Source organism: Acinetobacter sp. ANC 5045 (assembly GCF_004331005.1).
Taxonomy (GTDB): Bacteria; Pseudomonadota; Gammaproteobacteria; order Pseudomonadales; family Moraxellaceae; genus Acinetobacter; species Acinetobacter towneri.
This window is the reverse complement of sequence record NZ_SJNS01000008.1, coordinates 59,775-79,808: the sequence shown is the minus strand read 5'-3', so window position 1 is coordinate 79,808 and position 20,034 is coordinate 59,775. Positions and strand designations below refer to the sequence as shown.

The window sequence follows — 20,034 nt, the reverse complement described above, 5'->3', positions numbered from 1 at the left end:
AATGAACAGGCTTTGTTGTATTGCCATATCGTTTATTTAAACAGGCGGGTGCTGAATTTTCCAAGCACGGTGGATTTTGGTGTTGCGTTTGAAATCTTGCCCAATGGTTTCATGGCTAATTTCCTGCACATCAAACATGGCTTCAATTTCTTCATCCATTTCAAAACCACGGTAGTTGTTGGAGAAGTACAGCGTTCCGCCTGTGGTTAAGCGGTTCATGGCACGCTTAATTAAAGAAACGTGGTCGCGTTGTACGTCAAATGTTCCGTAGAACTTTTTAGAGTTTGAGAAAGTTGGTGGGTCAATAAAGATCAGATCATATTGTTCATGACCTTCTTTGAGCCATTCAAAACAATCACTGGCAAAGAATTGATGTTGTTCATCGGCATGGTCTACCGTTAAACCATTCAATACAAAGTTTTCTTTAGACCAATTCAAATAAGTATTGGATAAATCGACGCTGGTGGTACTTGCTGCACCGCCAAGCGCGGCATGTAAACTTGCAGTTGAGGTATAACTGTATAAATTCAGGAAGTGCTTGCCACGTGCTTCTTTGGCAATACGTAAACGCATTTGACGATGGTCAAGGAACAAGCCTGTATCTAGGTAGTCGGTGAGGTTGACCAAAATTTTAGCCTGACCTTCTTGCACAATAAAACGCTTCGAGGCGGTACTTTGTTTGGTGTACTGGTTTTTACCTTCCTGACGGGCACGGGTTTTAATAAATACCGCATCGCGCCCTAAACCTGTGACAGCGCGAATGGCTTGTAAGGCAAGGTTAAAACGCTTTTTGGCTTTTTCAGGATCAATTTTTTTCGGCGGCGCATATTCCTGCACGTGCAAACGGTCGCCGTATAAATCGACTGCGACATTAAAGTCAGGTAAGTCTGCATCGTATAAACGCAGGCAATGCACATTTTCTTTCACCGCCCATTTTTTCAGGCTCTGCATGTTTTTTTGCAAACGGTTGGTGAAATCTTCTGCGCCTTCAATGGGTTCAAACTGTTGCGGTTGCCAATCTGCTAAGAATGGGCGTGCGAATGTTGCAGGTTTGATCGTACCAAAACGGACATAAATTGGCAGTTTACCGTTCATCAAACGTAAAATTTGTGGGTCATTGAAAGCCAACACATCGGCTTGTTCAACTTGGGCTGCAATGACGGCTGCTTTTTGATTTGGGAAATGCTTTTGCAAGAGGGCAGACAGACCCAAATATAAGGCACGGTTCGAGGCTTTATCGCCCAAACGCTCACCATAAGGTGGGTTGGTTACAATAAAGGCCTTTTTACCTTCGGCTTGAAAGTCGGGCCAGTCAGCCAAAGTACGTTCTTCAATTTGAATCTGATCGAGCAGACTTTCAAAACCTGCTGCAATAATATTTTGCTTGGTGGCTTTGACTGCTTCCCAGTCGGCATCGAAAGCATAAAATTTTGGCAATGGTTGTTGTAATGCAGTTTGATGGCGTTCAGCCGCTTCTGCTTTAATGCTCATCCATAATTCATGGTCGTGACCTTGCCAACCGTTAAAACCGAAACGACGTACCAAACCCGGTGCACGGTCAGTCAGCATCATCAATGCTTCAATAATAAACGTACCCGAACCACACATTGGGTCTAAAATAATGTCGGGTTGAATTTGTTGTAATTGACCTTTTTGCAGAATCGCTGCGGCAAGGTTTTCTTTAATTGGGGCATCGGTCATAAAACGACGATAGCCGCGTTTATGCAGTGAATCGCCAGATAAATCTAGGCAGTATGTATGTTCTTTTTTACCTGCCAACACGTATAAGGTAATTTCAGGCTGTTTGATGTCAATGCTTGGACGTTTGCCCACTGCATCCATAAATGAATCGACCACACCATCTTTAACGCGCAAGGTCGCAAATTGGCTGTTCACTTTAATGTCACGCTCTATATGCAAACGCACTGCAAAAGTACTTTGTGGTGCAAAAATCAGTGACCAGTCAAAGCTCAGCGCACCTTCATAAAGCTCTTCGGCTACATCGCGCGCGTCGTGACTAAATTCAATTTCGTGTGTGTGAATTGGTGTAAGGACACGTGAGGCTAAACGTGACCACATGCAGACACGATAGGCATTTTCGAGTGTGCCTTTGAAAATTAAACGACCCGGTAAACGTTCGATATTTTGAATACCTAAACCTTGCATTTCTTCTTGCAATAAGGTTTCAAGTCCATCTGCACAGGTGACCCAATATGTAGAAAGACGGGGTTTCGAATTCATGAAAATTTCCAAAAGCAATTCAGCAATCGGCTATTTTACCGTATTTTGTGCTAGAAAACTTAGTGATTTAGCGTGAATCGTGCAGAATTTTAAAGGTCTAGGTTTGAAGAGCTTCAGGGCATTTTTTACTGTTTTTTTCTAAAAAGGCAATGAGGATGTAATGACATCTCTAAAAAATTTTGAGTGATTGTATTGCGGAAAAATAAAAACCTGAATATTCACATGATTGGTATGTATTTTGCTCATACATTGTTGTGATGGTGAACATTTTGCAGATGAGCATCAAACACTGCAAAACAACAATGAAGCGATAAGGGGAATATTTAAATGACCACGGCTACTTTAAACACGGCACAGGCTTTAACAGCAAATAACGAGATTTTTTCAGTTGCCACTTTAATTTATACGCGATTAAGACGGGTCAGTGGACGTGTGATTGATGTCATGTATCTGGTTGAAAATTCAGACTATGCACGTGCTGTGCTGCAATTGGCGCTCGCTACACACGATGAGGAATTGTGCCGTTATGCGCTGCGCTTAAACAGTATATTGGCTAACTTAATGGATGCTGATGCAGAAATAACGTCGCCACAGACTGAAGCGCAGCAATTAGATGCAGTAGAAAATATAGAAAATATAGATGACTTGACTGAACCTACAGCTGAAGAAATTTATCGGGCGCAGGTGTCCCATCATTATATAGGGGCATTGCGTTAAACGGTGAATTGTACAGACTATGCCTACATAGCCTGAAGGTTGCGTAGGCAGTTGTAGGCGAAGATTGACCCACCAGATGTTCATCAAGCTCATATCAAGATGATTGGCTAGCAGAGCAGTTAAATATAAATGCCATCCTTTCACATCGCTTTGTAGAGTATTAAGCATGAAAGAAAGTGTAGATGAGTCTGCATGACTTAATTTTTAAAATCATAAGTTTCTTTTGACTAAATCATGCCAAGTTACACTGCTTTGCCAAATCAATTTCTGTATAATGCGTTAACTTAACGTATAAGGAATCTCTCATGCATTTGGCGGCATTGCATACTCCGAGCCAGATTCAATTGAATAAAGATGGGCATTTAAAACACTTTTTAACCATCGAAGGTCTTTCCAAAGAAACCCTCACCCAAATTCTGGACACAGCACAGTCCTTTTTCAATGAACAAAACCAACTGATCACCAATAATTTGCTCGAAGGGCGCACGGTGATGAATTTGTTCTTCGAAAACTCTACTCGTACCCGCACCACATTTGAAGCCGCAGCCAAGCGTCTTTCTGCCAATGTACTCAATATTGATATTGCCCGTTCAAGTACCTCTAAAGGTGAAACTTTGCGTGACACTTTGTGGAACTTAGAGGCGATGGCTGCTGACATTTTTGTGGTGCGTCATTCATCTTCAGGTGCAGCACATTTTATTGCTAAAACGGTTTGCCCAAAGGTTGCCATTATTAATGCGGGTGATGGCCGTCATGCACATCCAACGCAAGCGATGTTGGATATGCTGACCATTCGCCGTGAAACCCAACGACCTTATGAAGAATTAAGTGTTGCGATTATTGGTGATATCAAACATTCACGCGTGGCGCGTTCCGATGTGGCTGCCTTGCAAACACTGGGCTGTAAAGACATTCGCGTGATTGCACCGAACACCTTGTTGCCCTACGGTTTTGATGAATATGGCGCAGGCGTGCGTTTATTTAACAAAATGGAAGAAGGCATTAAAGATTGCGACGTGATTATCACCCTGCGTATTCAAAATGAACGTATTGATTCGCCAGCACTTGCCTCACAAGCCGAATTCTACAAAATGTACGGTTTAAACAAAGAGCGTTTGGCGCTTGCAAAACCAAACTGTATTGTGATGCATCCTGGTCCAATGAACCGTGGTGTCGAAATTGATTCAAGCATTGCCGATGGGCCTCAATCGGTGATTTTAAATCAAGTAACCAACGGTATTGCGGTACGTATGGCGGTATTGGCCTTGGCGATGCAAGGTCAATTGCAAGAACAAGGTTTGATTGACGCGATTGCGGTATAAGGAAAAAGTCATGGCGATTGTAAAAATTGAAAATGTACGTGTGCTTGACCCAATCCAGCAAATTGACCGCGTACAAACGGTATATCTTGAAAATGGCAAGTTGGTTGCAGAAAGTGCAGATATTAGCGAAAGCATAGATGCCCAAGGTCAATGGCTCATGCCAACTATGGTCGATTTATGCGCACGTTTACGTGAACCTGGTCAGCAACAACATGGCACGCTCAAATCTGAAGGCAAGGCCGCACGTGAAAACGGAATTCTGCACTTATTTACGCCACCCGATTCTAAACCAATCGTGCAAGACAACGGTGCACTCATTCATGGTTTGGTCGAAAAAGCCATGTTGGATGGTGGCATTTATTTAGAAGTGATTGGTGCACAAACTCAAGGTTTAAACGGCAAGCAGCCTGCCAATATGGCGGGACTGAAAAAAGGCGGCTGTAGTGCAGTGTCCAATGCCAATGCACCTTTTGAAGATGATGATGTCGTGATTCGCACACTGGAATATGCTGCAGGTTTGGACATGACCGTGGTGTTCTATGCCGAAGAACCGCAAATTGCTAAAGATGGCTGTGTGCATGAAGGTTTTATTGCATCGCGTCAGGGCTTGCCTATGATTCCAACTTTGGCAGAAACCGTAGCGATTGCCAAATATTTGCTGATGATTGAAGCCACAGGTGTACGTGCGCATTTTGGCTTATTGTCTTGTGGTGCATCAGTTGAATTGATTCAACAAGCTAAAGCCAAAGGTTTACCTGTCACTTGTGATGTGGCGATGCATCAACTGCATTTAACCGATCAAATTATTGATGGTTTTAACTCGTTAGCGCATGTACGTCCGCCACTGCGCTCAGAGCAAGACAAAGCATTACTGCGTCAAGGTGTAAAAGATGGTGTGATTGATGCGATTTGTACTCATCATGAGCCGTTAAATAGCTCTGCAAAAATGGCACCATTTGCAGATACTTTGTCAGGTTTTACTGCATTTGATACTTATATTCCATTTGGGATTCAACTGATTCAGGAAGGTCTGTTCAGTCCATTGGAATGGGTAGAAAAAGTGACACTTGCACCTGCGCGTGTGGCAAAAATGCAAAGTCGTTGGGAACAGGAAGCGGGTTGGGTCTTGGTTGATCCAGAAGTGGAATGGACACTGAACAAAGAAACGATTGTGTCACAAGGCAAAAATACGCCTTTGATTAATCAAGTTGTAAAAGGCAAAGCAGTACGCGTCTTTACTGCTTAATATGCTCTGATTGATATTTTATTTTCAAGTTTAAATAAGAGTCAGCTTCGGCTGGCTTTTTTATTGAATTTTAACAATCCCCAAATAGAAAATCGAAGAAGAGACCCTACATTCCGTTGACTCAAATTTCACAACAAAATCAAAACACCACAATTTATTACATTTGTTTAAATTTTAAGCATATACACTAAAAAACAACTTGAAAACAAAGACAAAAAAGAGGGCATATATATGCAAACAGATTTTATAGACTTGCTCAAACAAAGTGTGTCATCCATTGTATTGGAAGGGGAAACCCAGCATTTGCTTGAAAAAAATCAGGCATTAAATAGTTTTTATCCCATTTTATTGTCTATTTTAAATTCACGACCTGAACTGATTGACAATCTGCTGCGACAACTGAATCCACGTGTGGGCGATGTATTTGGTTCAAATCTATCTTTAAAACAGCAGTTTTTAGATTTGGTCAGCGGCACAGCACCGCAAACCGAAATTGAAAACACCCTGAATCGTTCAATTGCACCAAGTTTAAACTTTTTGGAAAATCAGGCAGGTTCATCTGACCCAGTTGCCATTCAGCATTTACTGCAAAACAATTTAGATTCAATTCAGGCGGCTTTACCGCAGTGGGCAACAGCATTATTGGCTGCTTTGGGGGTAAATAATGCTGCGGGCCAAACCGTACATCAAGCACCTGAAGTCATTGTGACTGAGCCCGTAGAAGAACGCCGTTCGTGGTTATTGCCAATTTTAGCTTTAATTATTTTAATTGGTTTATTGGCATTTTTATTCCGTGCATGTAGTGACCGCAACCAAGCGCCTGCAACCACACAGACCCAAGTGGCAGCGAATCAGGCTGCAATGTTGCAAGTCAGTACAGGCAGTGATGGTAATTTGGTGACCTGTCAAATTTTGCTGAATAATCCAAGCTATATGGAAATTCTGCAGAATGAAGTGAAGCAAATTTTCAATCATCCAACAGGTTGTGGTGCAGAAAATTTTGCCAACTATCATTTGGAATTTATTGATCAGGACGTGATTCCAAGCGTTTTAAAAATGCTGAAAGGTGTACCGAATGTCAATTTAAACTGGGTGGGTAATCAACTGTCTATTCAAGCCGCGAACCCTGCCGATGCAGAGCGTTTAGCCAGTCAAATTCGTCCATTGGCTAAAAACATGACTGTAGTGACTCAGCAACCTGCAGAAACTACAGTAACCGATGTGAATCAGGCTGTAACCAGCAGTATTAGCAATGCCGAGCAGGCTTTGGCTGCAATTAATCCTGACAATATTCAAGCTTTGGATATTGCGACGGCACTCAATATGCAAATCATTAATTTTGATTCTGCATCGACTGAAATTCCAGCAGCCAATAAGTCTATTTTAGATCAGGCTGCGGTATTGATGCAGCGCGCGCCACAAGTGCAATTAACCGTGAAAGGGCATACCGATGCCGTAGGTGATGCCAATGCCAACAAAACTTTGTCACAACAACGTGCGCAAGCAGTGGTCGATTATTTAGTATCACGTGGTGTAAATCCGGGTCAATTGCAAGCCATTGGTTTTGGTTCAGAGCAGCCGATTGCGGCAAATGCAACGCCAGAAGGTCAATTTAAAAACCGCCGTATTGAGTTTGAAGTCTTGAATGTAGATACAGGCACGGTGCGTAGTGTGGAAGATGCTGGCGTGGTAGAGCAAAAGGCGCCTCAATCTTAAAATAGGTCTATTTTCTTGTAAGCCTTCACTTTGCAAAGTGAAGGCTTTTTTATTGTGGATCAATCCCGAAGTATTGTGCAAATATCGAAATTGAAAGTAATTTTTGGATGCTCTTTGGTTTGAGGAATAGTTTTATAAATTAGTGATTTGTTGAGTAGATTGAATAAGTTGAGTGGGAAAGTATGAAAGTCAAAACAAACCCTCTCCCTTGTATTAAGTTTTAAAGCAGTGCATCAAAACTTGCAAAGGAGAGGGTTATTCACTCGAGATAAATTCATCAAGCTGCGACTTTTTGTAAGGCAACACCTGTGACTTTTTGAATTTCATCAAAACTGACATCGGGTGCAAGTTCAATCAACTTTACGCCTTGTGGAGTAATATCAAGCACGCCTAAGTCGGTAATGATACGATGCACCACCGCTTTACCTGTGAGTGGCAAACTGCACTGCGATACAATTTTAGGCGTACCATCTTTGGCACAATGTTCCATCAGCACTACAACTTTTTGTACGCCTGCAACCAAATCCATTGCACCGCCCATACCTTTAACTTTCTTGCCGGGAATCATCCAGTTGGCAAGATCGCCTTGTTCAGAAACTTCCATTGCCCCTAAAATAGCGATATTGACATGCCCGCCACGAATCATGGCAAAGGAATCTGCGCTAGAGAAAAAAGCCGCACCTTTACGCGCTGTCACAGTTTGTTTACCTGCATTGATCAGGTCGGCATCTACAGTTTCGGCAGTTGGGAACTCACCAATGCCAAGCAAGCCATTTTCGGACTGTAACCAGACATTGATATGTTCAGGAATATAATTGGCGACCAGTGTGGGTAAGCCAATGCCTAAATTGACATAAAAACCATCTTCTAATTCTTGTGCAGCGCGCTGCGCCATTTGATTACGCGTCCAAGCCATGTCTTAAGCCTCCGCCTTTAAAGTCATTTGTTCAATCCGTTTTTCTGGGCTTGCATTGAGGACAATGCGGTTCACATAAATACCAGCTAAGTGGATTTCGTCGGGGTCTAAATCGCCAATTTCAACGATTTGTTCAACTTCGGCAATGGTGATTTTGCCTGCCATAGCACAAACAGGATTAAAGTTTTGTGCTGTTTTACGGAAAATAAGATTACCCGCTTTATCTGCTTTGTAGGCTTTGACCAAAGCGACATCTGCAGTCAAAGATTCTTCTAAAATATAATCTTTGCCGTTAAATTCACGGACTTCTTTGCCTTCTGCAATGACAGTGCCTACACCTGTTGGGGTGAAAAATGCAGGAATACCCGCACCGCCTGCGCGTAATTTTTCTGCCAGTGTGCCTTGCGGGGTAAGTTCAACTTCCAGTTCACCGCTTAAAAACTGGCGTTCAAATTCTTTATTTTCGCCGACATAAGATGAAATCATTTTTTTAATTTGTTTGGTTTCAAGCAATAAGCCTAAACCAAAACCATCGACCCCTGCGTTGTTGGAAATACAAGTCAGCTGTTTCACACCTGTATCTTTTAACGCAGCAATCAAGGCTTCAGGAATACCGCATAAACCAAAACCACCCACCGCCAAGGTATGCCCATCTTGAACCACGCCATTTAATGCAGCTTGTGCGCTGTCATATACTTTATTGGACATTTGTCACCTCTTTATTCTCTGCACGGCATTCACTTGCCATGTTGTGTTGTTGCCATCCTTATTGCTTATGTTCCAATGCTATTGAGGATGAAATGGGTTTTAAGCACAAACCTTTTGCCAGTAGGCATTGGCATAGTGAGATGGATTATCACGCTGTAAGATATTGCTGATGTTGCGACTGGCTTGCATCAGCGGCTCTAACCGCACACCTGTTTCAAAACCCATCTTGGACAGTAAATAGTACAAGTCTTCGGTAGACACATTGCCCGATGCACCTTTGGCATACGGACAGCCACCCAAACCAGCAATGGATGAATCAAATACACGAATGCCTTGTAAGAGCGATTGATAAATATTGGCAATCGCCATGCCGTAAGTATTGTGAAAATGACCTGCTAAAACTTTGGCATCGACCTCTGCCAAACATGCATCCCAGACTTTTTGCACACGGTCAGGGGTTGCTGTACCAATGGTTTCACCCAAAGACACTTCATAGCAGCCCATGTCCAATAATTGCTGTGTGACTTTTGCGACTTGTTTCGGGTCAATTGCGCCTTCATAAGGACAGTCCACCATACAAGATACATAACCACGCACGCGAATGTTGTGCGCTTTGGCTTGACGCATGACATCGCTAAATTTTTCCAAACTTTCTTCAATTGAACAGTTGATATTTTTTCGGGTAAAGCTTTCAGAAGCGGCGGTAAACACGGCAACTTCTTTGCAACCCACCGCCAAAGCCGACTCAAAACCTTTTGAGTTTGGGGTCAGTAAACTGAATTGAATGTTTGGGTTTTGTGGCAGGCTGGCAAACAGCACATCGCTGTCTGCCATTTGCGGTACCCATTTGGCCGATACGCAAGAACCGACCTCAATGCTGCTTAAACCTGTTTGCATTAAATCCAAAATCAGGTTTTTACGGTCTGCCAAAGTGAGTGGCGTTTTCTCATTTTGCAGACCATCTCGTGGGCCAACCTCTACAATTTTGACAAATTCAGTCATGCAACTTCCTCCGTCAAGGCTTCAAATTCAACCAGTTCATCGCCTGCTTTGACCTGATCGCCCGCTTGAAAGTACGAACTTGCCACAATGCCATCGAAAGGCGCACGAATTGAATATTCAATTTTCATGGCTTCCAGTGTCATCAGTACATCATCTTTTTTCACACGGGCATTGGCTGCCACCAAAACTTGGGTGATTACACCCGGCATTGGTGCAGTCAGATTGTTGGCATTGTCTTGTTGATCATCGCTGTTAATGTTTGCTTGTACATAGCTAAACACATGACGCTGACCGTTTTGGAACAGGGTGATGCCTTGCGCATGTTGGTTAAATGCCAGTTTTTGCTGCTGACCATTGATACAAACCTGTAGACGATGTGCATCCAAAAGCTCGCCTTGAACGCTCAGCGTTTGCCCATTGTAGTGAGCCTCAAAACCAGAAGTGCATGGTTTTAACTGGATTTTGAGTGTTTGGTCATTGCACTGTAATTGCACTATGTGGGCGCTTTGCTGATTTAAGCGCCAGAAGTGGTCTTTTTGCCAAACCGCGTTGTTTGCCGCTTTGTTGTTTTGAATACGAGAAAGTACATCAATTAACGCAGCTGCAACGACAGTTTCTGTAGCGACTTCAGGTTTTGCGTTAAGTAAAAATGCTTCCTCACGTTGAATAAGCCCTGTATCCAAATTGGCATGTTTAAAGGAATCACACAGCACCAAACGATCCAAGAATGCAATGTTGTTGCCTAAACCATCGACGTGGAACTGACCTAAAGCATGGTGCATTTGCGTTAATGCTGCTTCACGGTTTTTACCCCAAACAATCAGTTTGGCAATCATTGGGTCGTAGTAGGTGCTGATTTCATCACCTTCGACAATCCCGCTATCGACACGTACGGCATCATTTTGCTCTGGATAATGCAGATAGCTGATTTGACCAATGGCAGGAATAAAGCCTTTTTCTGGTTCTTCGGCATACACACGCGCTTCAAGGGCATGACCATGAATTTGCAATTCATGTTGCTGTTTTGGCAATGGCTCACCAAAAGCAACTCGCAATTGCCACTCAACCAAGTCTTGCCCTGTAATCATTTCTGTGACGGGGTGTTCGACCTGCAAGCGGGTATTCATTTCCATGAAATAAGCAGTACCGTCTTGCTCGACAATAAACTCTACCGTACCTGCGCCCACGTAATTTACAGCACGTGCGGCATCAATTGCGGCTTGGCGCATAGTTTCGAGTTTATCTTCTGGCATTTTTGGTGCAGGTGCTTCTTCAAGCACTTTTTGGTGGCGACGTTGTACCGAGCAATCACGTTCAAACAAATGCACGTAGTTGCCGTGAGTATCGCCAAAAACCTGTACTTCAATATGACGTGGTTGAATCACATAGCGTTCAATCAGCACATCTTCATTACCAAAGCTAGAACGTGCTTCACTTTTACATGAAGCGAGTGAGCTGAGAAAGTCTTCACTGCGTTCTACTAAACGCATGCCTTTACCGCCACCGCCTGCACTGGCTTTAATGAGCACAGGATAACCAATGCTGTCGGCTTGTTGCTTTAAAAATGCCGCATCTTGATTGCTGCCGTGGTAGCCCGGAGTTAGTGGCACACCTGCTTTTTCCATCAAGGCTTTAGAGGTTGCTTTTAGACCCATCGCCAAAATGGCTTCAACTGGCGGGCCAATAAAAACAATATTGTTGTCTTTACAGGCAAGTGCGAATTGGTCATTTTCAGATAAGAAACCATAACCCGGGTGAATCGCTTGTGCACCTGTGCTTTTGGCTGCCTGAATAATACGTTCAACTTGCAAATAACTTTGTGCCGCAGGCGATTCACCAATATAAATGGCTTCGTCTGCCAGTTTAACGTGTTGTGATTGCGCATCGGCATCTGAATACACCGCGACAGTCGCAATCCCAAGTTTTTTTGCGGTACGAATTACACGGCAGGCAATTTCACCACGGTTGGCAATTAAAATCTTTTCAAACATCGTGCGATCCTTCTTTTATTCTGCCGTGGTCTTGATCCAAGCCGGGCTTTGTTTATTTAAAAAAGCATTTAAGCCATTTTTCGCCTCAGTTCCTTGGCGAACATGTGCAATATGCTGTGCAGTTTGTTGGAGTAAATCTTCGGTCAAAACTTGATGATTAACCATCTGAATCAGTTGTTTAGAAGCATGTTGCGCTTCTGGGCCACCAAGCAATAAGGCTTGCACAATTTCATCAATTTTGCTGTCTAAGTCTTCGGCTGAAGTGACTTCATGCGCTAAACCAATTTGCTGTGCCTGTTCTGCAGAAATACGCTCTGCCGTTAAAAAGTAACGTGATGCCTGACGTGCGCCAATCGCACGAATGACGTAAGGGCTAATGGTAGATGGTGCTAAACCTAAACGTACTTCAGAGGTCGCAAACTTGGCATCGGTGCTGGCAACGCAAATATCACAGGCAGCTGCCAAACCCATACCACCACCAAAGGCAATACCATGCACACGGGCAATAGTCGGTTGTTTTAACGTCGCTAAACTTTGCAGCATTTTTGCCAGTTTTAGGGCATCGGCTTGATTTTCTGCTGTAGAAGCTTGACCTGCCTGTTTCATCCAGTTCAAATCTGCACCTGCAGAAAAGCTTTTGCCGCGTCCTGCCAAAATCACCACTCGAATATCATCACGGCTATTCAGTGTCTGAAAGCAGGCGTGTAATTCTTCAATCACCTCTGTATTGAAAGCGTTATGCAATTCCGCACGATTAATCCAAACCGTAGCCACTTGGTTGTTCTGTTCGAGCTGTAAAAACTGATAATCCATTTTGTCACCTCTTACATGCGGAACACGCCAAATTTGGTCGGTTGGATGGGTGCATTGAGGGCAGCGGCTAAACTTAATGCCAAAACTTCACGCGACTGTGCTGGATCAATCACACCATCATCCCATAAGCGTGCAGACGCATAATATGGATGACCCTGACGCTCGTATTGCTCACGAATTGGCTGTTTGAACTGATCTTCTTCTTCTGCAGACCAGCTACCACCTTTGGCTTCAATCTGATCACGCTTTAAGGTAGACAATACGCTCGATGCTTGTTCGCCACCCATCACTGAAATACGTGAGTTTGGCCATGTCCACATAAAACGTGGTGAATAAGCACGACCACACATCCCGTAGTTACCTGCACCAAAAGAACCGCCAATCACCAAAGTCAGTTTAGGCACATTGGCTGTGGCAACCGCCATCACCAGTTTGGCACCATTTTTGGCAATGCCTTCATTTTCATATTGGCGTCCAACCATGAAGCCTGTGATATTTTGAATAAATAACAGGGGAATGTTGCGTTGGGTGCATAGTTCAATAAAGTGTGCGCCTTTTTGTGCCGACTCGGAAAATAAAATACCGTTGTTGGCAATAATCCCGACAGGCATACCATATAGTTTGGCAAAACCTGTAATTAATGTGGTGCCAAAGCGCGCTTTAAATTCATCAAAACGTGAACCATCGACAATACGGGCAATCACTTCACGTACATCAAACGGTTTACGCGCGTCAGTCGGAACAATGCCATACAGTTCAGAGGCATCGAATAATGGTGCTTCTATATGCTCAGGCTGCGGGTTTGGCTTTTTATTTAAATTGGCAACGATGTTGCGGGCAATTGCCAAGGCATGTTCATCATTTTCTGCCAAATGATCGGCTACACCTGAAAGGCGAGTGTGTACATCGCCACCACCCAAGTCTTCGCTGCTAACCACTTCACCTGTTGCGGCTTTAACCAGCGGTGGGCCGCCCAAGAAAATTGTCCCCTGATTACGCACAATGATGGTTTCATCTGACATGGCAGGGACATACGCACCGCCTGCGGTACAACTTCCCATCACAACGGCAATTTGGGCAATGCCCATGCTCGACATACGCGCTTGGTTATAGAAAATGCGTCCGAAATGATCACGGTCTGGAAAGACTTCATCTTGTAGCGGCAAATATGCACCGCCAGAATCGACCAAATAAATACAAGTCAGGTGATTCTGTTCGGCAATTTCCTGTGCGCGTAAATGCTTTTTCACAGTCAGTGGATAGTACGTTCCACCTTTTACTGTGGCATCGTTGGCAATGATCATGCAGGTCACGCCATTCACTTGACCGACACCCGCCACTACACCCGCAGCAGGGACATCATCCTGATAGACCTGATAAGCGGCCAACTGACCAATTTCAATAAATGCAGTACCCGGATCGATCAGGTGGTCAATCCGTTCACGTGGCAGTAATTTGCCACGGTCTAAATGTTTTTGGCGTGCAGTTTCGCCACCACCCAAAGCAATTTTTTGGACTTTTTCTCTGAGGTCATCGACTAGGCTTTGCATCGCAGCTTGGTTGTTTTTAAACTCGTCGCTGCGAATATTAATTTTGCTCTGTAATTGATTCATGCCAACATCCTTGTCTATTCTTGTGATTTATTTTTAGGCAGTTTCGTTAAACAATTCACGGCCAATCAACATACGGCGAATTTCTGAAGTACCCGCACCAATTTCATAGAGTTTGGCATCACGCCATAAACGTCCTGCAGAGAACTCATTGATATAGCCATTACCGCCCAAGGTTTGAATGGTTTCACCTGCCATCCATGTGGCTTTTTCGGCAGCGTATAAAATGGCACTGGCTGCATCTTTACGTAAACTACGGCTGTGTTCAGCTTTGTCACATTCTGCGCCAACGGCATAGACCAGTGCTTTACATGCCAACCAAGTCGAATACATATCGGCAATTTTGCCTTGCATAAGCTGGAATTCACCCAATGCCTGACCAAACTGTTTACGCTCATGAATATAAGGAATCACGGTATCCATGCAGGCATCCATAATGCCTAGCGGCCCTGCACTTAAAACTGCACGTTCATAGTCCAGTCCACTCATTAGTACTTTTGTACCATTGCCCACACCGCCCAAGACGTTTTCTTTTGGTACTTCAACATTGTCAAAGAACAATGGATAGGTATTTGAGCCGCGCATCCCGAGTTTGTCTAAATGGCTGCCGTGGCTAAAACCTGACATGGTTTTTTCAATTAAGAAAGCAGTCATACCTTTGGCGCCTGCCTGTAAGTCAGTTTTGGCATACACCACCAAAACATCGGCATCACCGCCATTGGTAATCCACATTTTTGAGCCGTTGAGCAAGTAATGATCGCCTTTATCTTCAGCTTTCAGTTTCATGCTAACCACGTCTGAGCCTGCATTTGGTTCAGACATTGCCAAAGCGCCGACGTAATCGCCTGAAATCAGTTTTGGTAAATAGCGTTGCTTCTGTTCTTCTGTCCCATTTCGCTTAATTTGGTTCACACATAGGTTAGAATGAGCACCGTAAGACAAACCAATGGATGCTGATGCACGAGAAATTTCTTGCATGGCAATGATGTGAGCTAAATAGCCTAAGTTAGTGCCGCCGTATTCTTCACTCACGGTTAAGCCAAGTAAGCCCATATCGCCAAATTTTTTCCAAAGCTGGGCAGGGAATTCGTTATCACGATCAACCTGTTGAGCAATGGGTGCAATTTCCTTTGCACAAAAAGCAGCGATTGAATCGCGCAGGGCGATTAAGGTTTCATCTAAGCCGAAGTCTAAGCTTTGTAAAATCATGTGTTCATCCATCCTGTGGTTATATTTGTTGTTCCTAAAACAAGCATTGTTGTTGTGCTTAGGTTCTAACATACATCGAAAATTTAAAAAAGTGAACTAAAATTCACAAAATGATTTACAATTCATTTTATCTGGTTGAGAATAAGATATGAGTTATAAAAGATCATCATTGATGCAGGAACGTATGGAACAAAATCGCATGGCGATTTTAGATTCTGCTCGTGAACTTATTGCTCATGGGGGCTTTAAAGAAGCGTCTATCCAAGCCATTGCAGAACGCGCAGGCGTATCTACAGGTTTGGTGTATCGCTACTTTGAAAATAAAAGTCAGATTTTGATTGAAGTTTTATCGGATGCGATTCGTCGTGAGGTCGAAATTTTGGACCACATTGCGAAGTCAGATTTAAGTGCAAAACAAAAATTGCAAAAATCTGTCACCACTTTTGTGAAGCGTGCGATGAACAGCCCTCAATTGGCGTATTCGTTAATGTTCGAGCCTGTAGACCCAGAAATGGAACATGAGCGTTTTCGCAGTAAACAACTGATCAAACAGAGCATCAAGGAAATTTTGGCTGAAGGAAAAGTCAATGGTGAGTTTGATTTTGAAGATTTGAACACTGCTGCTTTAGGTGTGGTTGGCTCCATGACCTTTGTAGTGATTGAACCTTTAAACCCGTCTCGCAATGTGATGTTTGATCAAAATTATAAAGATTACTTTGTCAAACAAATTGCCGACTTTTGTGTAAATGCAGTGCGAAAACAGCAGGGAGGGTAGTAAAAACAACGCACAAAACAGGCAAAAAGTAATCGTCGTCATAATGGAAAACAGAATTACAAAGAATCAAGGAGATCGATTCAATGACACAAGTACGGTTAAGTTATGCCTATGGCACCAGTAATCAGCCTTTGTTAGGCATGACCATTGGTGAAAAGTTTGATCAGGCTTGCCAGCAATATGCAGATCAGGATGCTTTGGTAAGCGTGCATCAAAATGTGCGTCTGACCTATAAGCAACTACAGCAACAGGTCAATGCCTTTGCCTGTAGTTTGTTAAAACTCGGTTTTAAAAAAGGTGACCGCCTTGCCATTTGGTCTCCGAATTGTGTGGAATGGACGATCACTCAATTCGCAGCCTTTAAGGCAGGGGTGATTTTGGTGAATTTAAACCCAGCCTATAAAAGCAATGAACTGGAATTTGTGCTCAACAAAGTTTCCTGTAAAGGTTTGGTAATTGCATCGCAGTTTAAAAGTACCAACTATCAGGACATCTTAACGAAAATTGCCCCAGAGCTGTGTCAGGCAGACAATAAAGTCCTCAACGCCAAGCGTTTACCGCATTTAAAGCATGTGATTAAAATTGATGATCAAGCACATACAGGAATGCATCGTTTTCAGGATTTATTGACAGCTCCAACCACACACATGCTGAAAAAACTGCAACACATTGCTAGTGAGTTGCAGTTCGATGAAACCATTAATATTCAATTTACCTCAGGCACGACGGGCAATCCGAAAGGCACTATGCTGACCCACAACAACATTTTAAATAATGGTTACTTTGTAGGAGAAGCAATTCATTTAAGTCCACAAGACCGTGTTTGTATTTCCGTGCCGCTGTTTCACTGCTTTGGTATGGTGATGGGCAATTTAGCTTGTATCACACATGGTTCAACCATGGTCTATCCATCGGCAGTGTTTAACCCGCTCGATACCTTAAAAGCCATTCAGCAAGAAAAATGTACAGCTGCTTACGGCGTACCGACCATGTTTATTGCCATTTTAGAGCATGAACAGTTTGATGAATTTGATTTATCTAGCTTGCGTACAGGCATCATGGCAGGCAGTCCGTGTCCGCAAGAAATTATGCAACGCGTCATCGACCGTATGCACATGGCGCAAATCACCATTTGTTATGGCATGACCGAAACAGCGCCTGTGAGCGCACAAAGTTCGACTGAAGATTCGGTGGAACGTCGAGTCAGTACGGTGGGGCGTGTACATCCACATCTGGAAGTAAAAATTGTCGATGAAGAAGGCAAAGTCGTGCCGCGCGGACAGTTAGGAGAATTGTGTGTGCGTGGTTATTCAGTCATGCTGGGTTACTGGGATGAACATGACAAAACCCAAGAAGTCATTGATGTTGCACGTTGGATGCACACAGGCGACATTGCAGAAATGGATGATGAAGGCTTTGTAAAAATCAAAGGTCGCATTAAAGATGTGGTGATTCGTGGCGGTGAAAACCTGTTCCCGAAAGAAATTGAAGATTTCTTATATACTCACGATGCGGTCTGCGATGTGCAAGTAATTGGCGTGCCAGATCATCGTTATGGTGAAGAACTATGTGCCTGTATTATTTTGCATGAACACCATGAATGTACCGAAGAGGCAATTCGCCAATACTGTGCAGAACACATTTCACACAATAAAGTCCCACGTTATGTGCGCTTCTTTAGTGAATTTCCAATGACCGCTTCAGGCAAGGCACAGAAATTTAAATTACGTGAATTTATGCGTGAAGAATTAAATTTAAAGGAAATTGCTTAAGGCATTATTTCAGCTATTTACTGCCGCAAGATCGACCTTTTAATTTTGTCAGCACACACCCTTTATTTCTCACGCAGAGATAAAGGGATACTCTATACAGGAATAATCACACTAAAAATATATCGCATGCTCGGCTTAATAAAAGATGGCACAAGTTTAAGCATGATGCGTGATAATCAAGGATGAAAATAATGACCGTACGCAATGATTGGACTCGAGAAGAAATTCAGCAGTTATATGAACAACCTTTTCTGGATTTAGTCTTTGAAGCACAGCGTGTGCATCGCCAACATTTTGCTGCCAATACCGTACAAGTCAGTACCTTATTGTCTATTAAAACAGGCAAATGCCCTGAGGACTGCAAATATTGCTCGCAATCTGCGCATTATGATTCACAGCTTGAAGCTGAAAAACGTATTGCAGTTGATAAAGTCATTCAGGAAGCCAAAGAAGCTTTAGCATCAGGTTCTTCACGTTTTTGTATGGGCGCTGCTTGGCGTAATCCGCATGAACGCGATATGCCCTATGTTCTGGAAATGGTGCGTGAAGTCAAAGCTCTGGGCTTAGAAACTTGCATGACTTTAGGGATGTTAAACCAATCGCAGGCAGAACGCTTAAAAGATGCAGGCTTAGATTATTACAACCATAACCTAGACACATCGCGTGAGTATTATCCTAATGTGATTAGTACCCGCTGTTTTGATGATCGCTTAAACACTTTGGATATTGTGCGTCAAACAGGTATGAAAGTATGTAGTGGCGGTATTGTCGGTTTAGGTGAAGATACCCAAGACCGTATTGGTTTATTACATGAATTAGCGACTTTACCGTTACATCCTGAATCTGTGCCGATCAATATGTTAGTACCGATTAAAGGCACACCACTGGCTGAAGTAGAAAAACTGGATGTGATTGAGTGGATTCGTACCATTGCAGTTGCACGTATTATCATGCCAAACAGCTATATTCGTTTATCTGCAGGGCGTGAATCGTTATCCGATTCAGATCAGGCGTTGGCATTTATGGCAGGTGCGAACTCGTTATTCTCAGGTGAAAAGCTTTTGACCACACCAAACGCAGGCGAAGGCAAAGACAAACAATTGTTCCAAAAATTAGGCTTAGTGCCTGAACGTGCCAAGCCAACCGTTTCGGAATTGTCGGTAGATGCAATGGCTGTGGCTTAAGCAGATCTTGAAAAAGACTCAGATATTTAATGTCAGTAAATTAAAGAAGAATCATGTGATATGGCAAAAGATTTTCACAGTGCAACTGTGGTTGCAGGCTATGACAGTCATATTCGGAAACTCATTCCCGGATATGAATTGGTACATCAACACATCAATGCAATTTTAAGTAGTCATTTGCCCGAAACAGCACAAGTTTTAGTGGTGGGGTGTGGCACAGGCTATGAGTTGCAGTATTTACTGCAGCAACATCCACAGTGGCAATTTACGGCCATCGACCCATCTTTAAGCATGTTACAGCAGGCAGAAAAAAACATTCAGTCTGTGGCAGGGCATGAGCGAGTACGTTTTATACAGGCAGATACCCACCAATTTGCCCAACAAGCGCAGGTTGAAAATTTGCAGTTTGATGCGGCATTGGCGATTTTGGTGGCGCATTTTGTGCCAGTCGCAGAAAAAACATTATTTTTTCAAGATATTTACCAAACATTAAAACCTACAGCGATTTTATTAAGCTATGATCTGATGCAGCAGACTGAAAATATAGAACTGCGCTGGATGCAGAATTTGGCTTTGGATTGTGGTTTAACTACGACTCAAGCGGAAAAAATGCTTGCACGACTGGCCGATGATTTTCATTTAATTACGGCAGATGCGCAGGCAGCATTGCTTACTCAAGTGGGTTTTCGTCAGTGTAAAACATATTGTCAACTTATGAATTATTATGGTTTTTTTGCAGAGAAATAGTTGATCAATAACATTATTTAGTCAGTAATCTTTGTAGTAAAAGTATCCGCACAAGAAAAGTTAGA

General features: G+C 43.1%; 16 protein-coding genes. 8 read left to right on the top strand and 8 right to left on the bottom strand.

The window, feature by feature from the left end; genetic code table 11:
- Positions 1 to 36 precede the first annotated feature (36 nt).
- Entirely contained in the window at positions 37 to 2,241 is a 2,205-nt protein-coding gene (gene rlmKL / locus E0H79_RS08220; RefSeq protein WP_004971555.1) for a bifunctional 23S rRNA (guanine(2069)-N(7))-methyltransferase RlmK/23S rRNA (guanine(2445)-N(2))-methyltransferase RlmL, read from the bottom strand.
- A gap of 327 nt (positions 2,242 to 2,568) precedes the next feature.
- Here rlmKL and E0H79_RS08215 point away from each other — a divergent pair, with 327 nt between their 5' ends.
- From E0H79_RS08215 to E0H79_RS08200, 4 genes are all read left to right on the top strand, one after another.
- A complete protein-coding gene (locus E0H79_RS08215; RefSeq protein WP_104851793.1) occupies positions 2,569 to 2,958 on the top strand; it encodes a hypothetical protein in 390 nt (129 codons plus the stop codon).
- A gap of 305 nt (positions 2,959 to 3,263) precedes the next feature.
- Positions 3,264 to 4,280: an aspartate carbamoyltransferase catalytic subunit gene (locus E0H79_RS08210; RefSeq protein ID WP_004971550.1), complete on the top strand. Its 1,017-nt coding sequence runs from the start codon at positions 3,264 to 3,266 to the stop codon at positions 4,278 to 4,280.
- Between the two features lie 10 nt (positions 4,281 to 4,290).
- Positions 4,291 to 5,526 (top strand): dihydroorotase, encoded by a 1,236-nt coding sequence (locus E0H79_RS08205; protein ID WP_004971548.1) that lies wholly within the window; start codon positions 4,291 to 4,293, stop codon positions 5,524 to 5,526.
- 231 nt (positions 5,527 to 5,757) lie between these two features.
- Positions 5,758 to 7,242, top strand: a complete 1,485-nt coding sequence (locus E0H79_RS08200) for an OmpA family protein (protein ID WP_131261351.1) — start codon at positions 5,758 to 5,760, stop codon at positions 7,240 to 7,242.
- 277 nt (positions 7,243 to 7,519) lie between these two features.
- Here E0H79_RS08200 and E0H79_RS08195 read toward each other — a convergent pair whose 3' ends face one another.
- From E0H79_RS08195 to E0H79_RS08165, 7 genes are all read right to left on the bottom strand, one after another.
- Positions 7,520 to 8,158, bottom strand: a complete 639-nt coding sequence (locus E0H79_RS08195) for a CoA transferase subunit B (RefSeq protein WP_004971544.1) — start codon at positions 8,156 to 8,158, stop codon at positions 7,520 to 7,522.
- A gap of 3 nt (positions 8,159 to 8,161) precedes the next feature.
- Positions 8,162 to 8,866 (bottom strand): CoA transferase subunit A, encoded by a 705-nt coding sequence (locus E0H79_RS08190; protein WP_004971542.1) that lies wholly within the window; start codon positions 8,864 to 8,866, stop codon positions 8,162 to 8,164.
- 99 nt (positions 8,867 to 8,965) lie between these two features.
- A complete protein-coding gene (locus tag E0H79_RS08185; RefSeq protein WP_096901054.1) occupies positions 8,966 to 9,868 on the bottom strand; it encodes a hydroxymethylglutaryl-CoA lyase in 903 nt (300 codons plus the stop codon).
- On the bottom strand, positions 9,865 to 11,859 hold the full coding sequence (locus E0H79_RS08180) for an acetyl/propionyl/methylcrotonyl-CoA carboxylase subunit alpha (RefSeq protein WP_131261350.1): 1,995 nt from the start codon (positions 11,857 to 11,859) through the stop codon (positions 9,865 to 9,867). The genes E0H79_RS08185 and E0H79_RS08180 overlap by 4 nt, the downstream gene beginning before the upstream one ends.
- A gap of 15 nt (positions 11,860 to 11,874) precedes the next feature.
- The gene (locus tag E0H79_RS08175) at positions 11,875 to 12,672 is read right to left on the bottom strand and encodes an enoyl-CoA hydratase/isomerase family protein (protein ID WP_131261349.1); all 798 of its coding nucleotides are present in this window, start codon (positions 12,670 to 12,672) and stop codon (positions 11,875 to 11,877) included.
- A gap of 11 nt (positions 12,673 to 12,683) precedes the next feature.
- Positions 12,684 to 14,285 carry a carboxyl transferase domain-containing protein gene (locus E0H79_RS08170; protein ID WP_131261348.1) on the bottom strand — a complete coding sequence of 534 codons (1,602 nt, stop codon included), beginning with the start codon at positions 14,283 to 14,285 and terminating at the stop codon, positions 12,684 to 12,686.
- A gap of 33 nt (positions 14,286 to 14,318) precedes the next feature.
- A complete protein-coding gene (locus tag E0H79_RS08165; RefSeq protein WP_004971528.1) occupies positions 14,319 to 15,491 on the bottom strand; it encodes an isovaleryl-CoA dehydrogenase in 1,173 nt (390 codons plus the stop codon).
- A gap of 148 nt (positions 15,492 to 15,639) precedes the next feature.
- Here E0H79_RS08165 and E0H79_RS08160 point away from each other — a divergent pair, with 148 nt between their 5' ends.
- The 4 genes from E0H79_RS08160 to E0H79_RS08145 all read left to right on the top strand — a co-directional run bounded on the left by E0H79_RS08160 (position 15,640) and on the right by E0H79_RS08145 (position 19,969).
- A complete protein-coding gene (locus E0H79_RS08160; RefSeq protein WP_004971526.1) occupies positions 15,640 to 16,266 on the top strand; it encodes a TetR/AcrR family transcriptional regulator in 627 nt (208 codons plus the stop codon).
- Between the two features lie 83 nt (positions 16,267 to 16,349).
- A complete protein-coding gene (locus E0H79_RS08155; protein WP_096901051.1) occupies positions 16,350 to 18,038 on the top strand; it encodes an AMP-binding protein in 1,689 nt (562 codons plus the stop codon).
- 191 nt (positions 18,039 to 18,229) lie between these two features.
- On the top strand, positions 18,230 to 19,222 hold the full coding sequence (gene bioB, locus E0H79_RS08150) for a biotin synthase BioB (RefSeq protein ID WP_131261347.1): 993 nt from the start codon (positions 18,230 to 18,232) through the stop codon (positions 19,220 to 19,222).
- 60 nt (positions 19,223 to 19,282) lie between these two features.
- Positions 19,283 to 19,969, top strand: a complete 687-nt coding sequence (locus tag E0H79_RS08145) for a class I SAM-dependent methyltransferase (RefSeq protein ID WP_131261346.1) — start codon at positions 19,283 to 19,285, stop codon at positions 19,967 to 19,969.
- Positions 19,970 to 20,034: the final 65 nt, after the last annotated feature.

Excerpts from the sequence above, each read along its gene's own strand:
- rlmKL (WP_004971555.1), bottom strand. The coding sequence starts at position 2,241 with ATGAATTCGAAACCCCGTCTTTCTACATATTGGGTCACCTGTGCAGAT.
- E0H79_RS08215 (WP_104851793.1), top strand. The coding sequence starts at position 2,569 with ATGACCACGGCTACTTTAAACACGGCACAGGCTTTAACAGCAAATAAC.
- E0H79_RS08210 (WP_004971550.1), top strand. The coding sequence starts at position 3,264 with ATGCATTTGGCGGCATTGCATACTCCGAGCCAGATTCAATTGAATAAA.
- E0H79_RS08205 (WP_004971548.1), top strand. The coding sequence starts at position 4,291 with ATGGCGATTGTAAAAATTGAAAATGTACGTGTGCTTGACCCAATCCAG.
- E0H79_RS08200 (WP_131261351.1), top strand. The coding sequence starts at position 5,758 with ATGCAAACAGATTTTATAGACTTGCTCAAACAAAGTGTGTCATCCATT.
- E0H79_RS08195 (WP_004971544.1), bottom strand. The coding sequence starts at position 8,158 with ATGGCTTGGACGCGTAATCAAATGGCGCAGCGCGCTGCACAAGAATTA.
- E0H79_RS08190 (WP_004971542.1), bottom strand. The coding sequence starts at position 8,866 with ATGTCCAATAAAGTATATGACAGCGCACAAGCTGCATTAAATGGCGTG.
- E0H79_RS08185 (WP_096901054.1), bottom strand. The coding sequence starts at position 9,868 with ATGACTGAATTTGTCAAAATTGTAGAGGTTGGCCCACGAGATGGTCTG.
- E0H79_RS08180 (WP_131261350.1), bottom strand. The coding sequence starts at position 11,859 with ATGTTTGAAAAGATTTTAATTGCCAACCGTGGTGAAATTGCCTGCCGT.
- E0H79_RS08175 (WP_131261349.1), bottom strand. The coding sequence starts at position 12,672 with ATGGATTATCAGTTTTTACAGCTCGAACAGAACAACCAAGTGGCTACG.
- E0H79_RS08170 (WP_131261348.1), bottom strand. The coding sequence starts at position 14,285 with ATGAATCAATTACAGAGCAAAATTAATATTCGCAGCGACGAGTTTAAA.
- E0H79_RS08165 (WP_004971528.1), bottom strand. The coding sequence starts at position 15,491 with ATGATTTTACAAAGCTTAGACTTCGGCTTAGATGAAACCTTAATCGCC.
- E0H79_RS08160 (WP_004971526.1), top strand. The coding sequence starts at position 15,640 with ATGAGTTATAAAAGATCATCATTGATGCAGGAACGTATGGAACAAAAT.
- E0H79_RS08155 (WP_096901051.1), top strand. The coding sequence starts at position 16,350 with ATGACACAAGTACGGTTAAGTTATGCCTATGGCACCAGTAATCAGCCT.
- bioB (WP_131261347.1), top strand. The coding sequence starts at position 18,230 with ATGACCGTACGCAATGATTGGACTCGAGAAGAAATTCAGCAGTTATAT.
- E0H79_RS08145 (WP_131261346.1), top strand. The coding sequence starts at position 19,283 with ATGGCAAAAGATTTTCACAGTGCAACTGTGGTTGCAGGCTATGACAGT.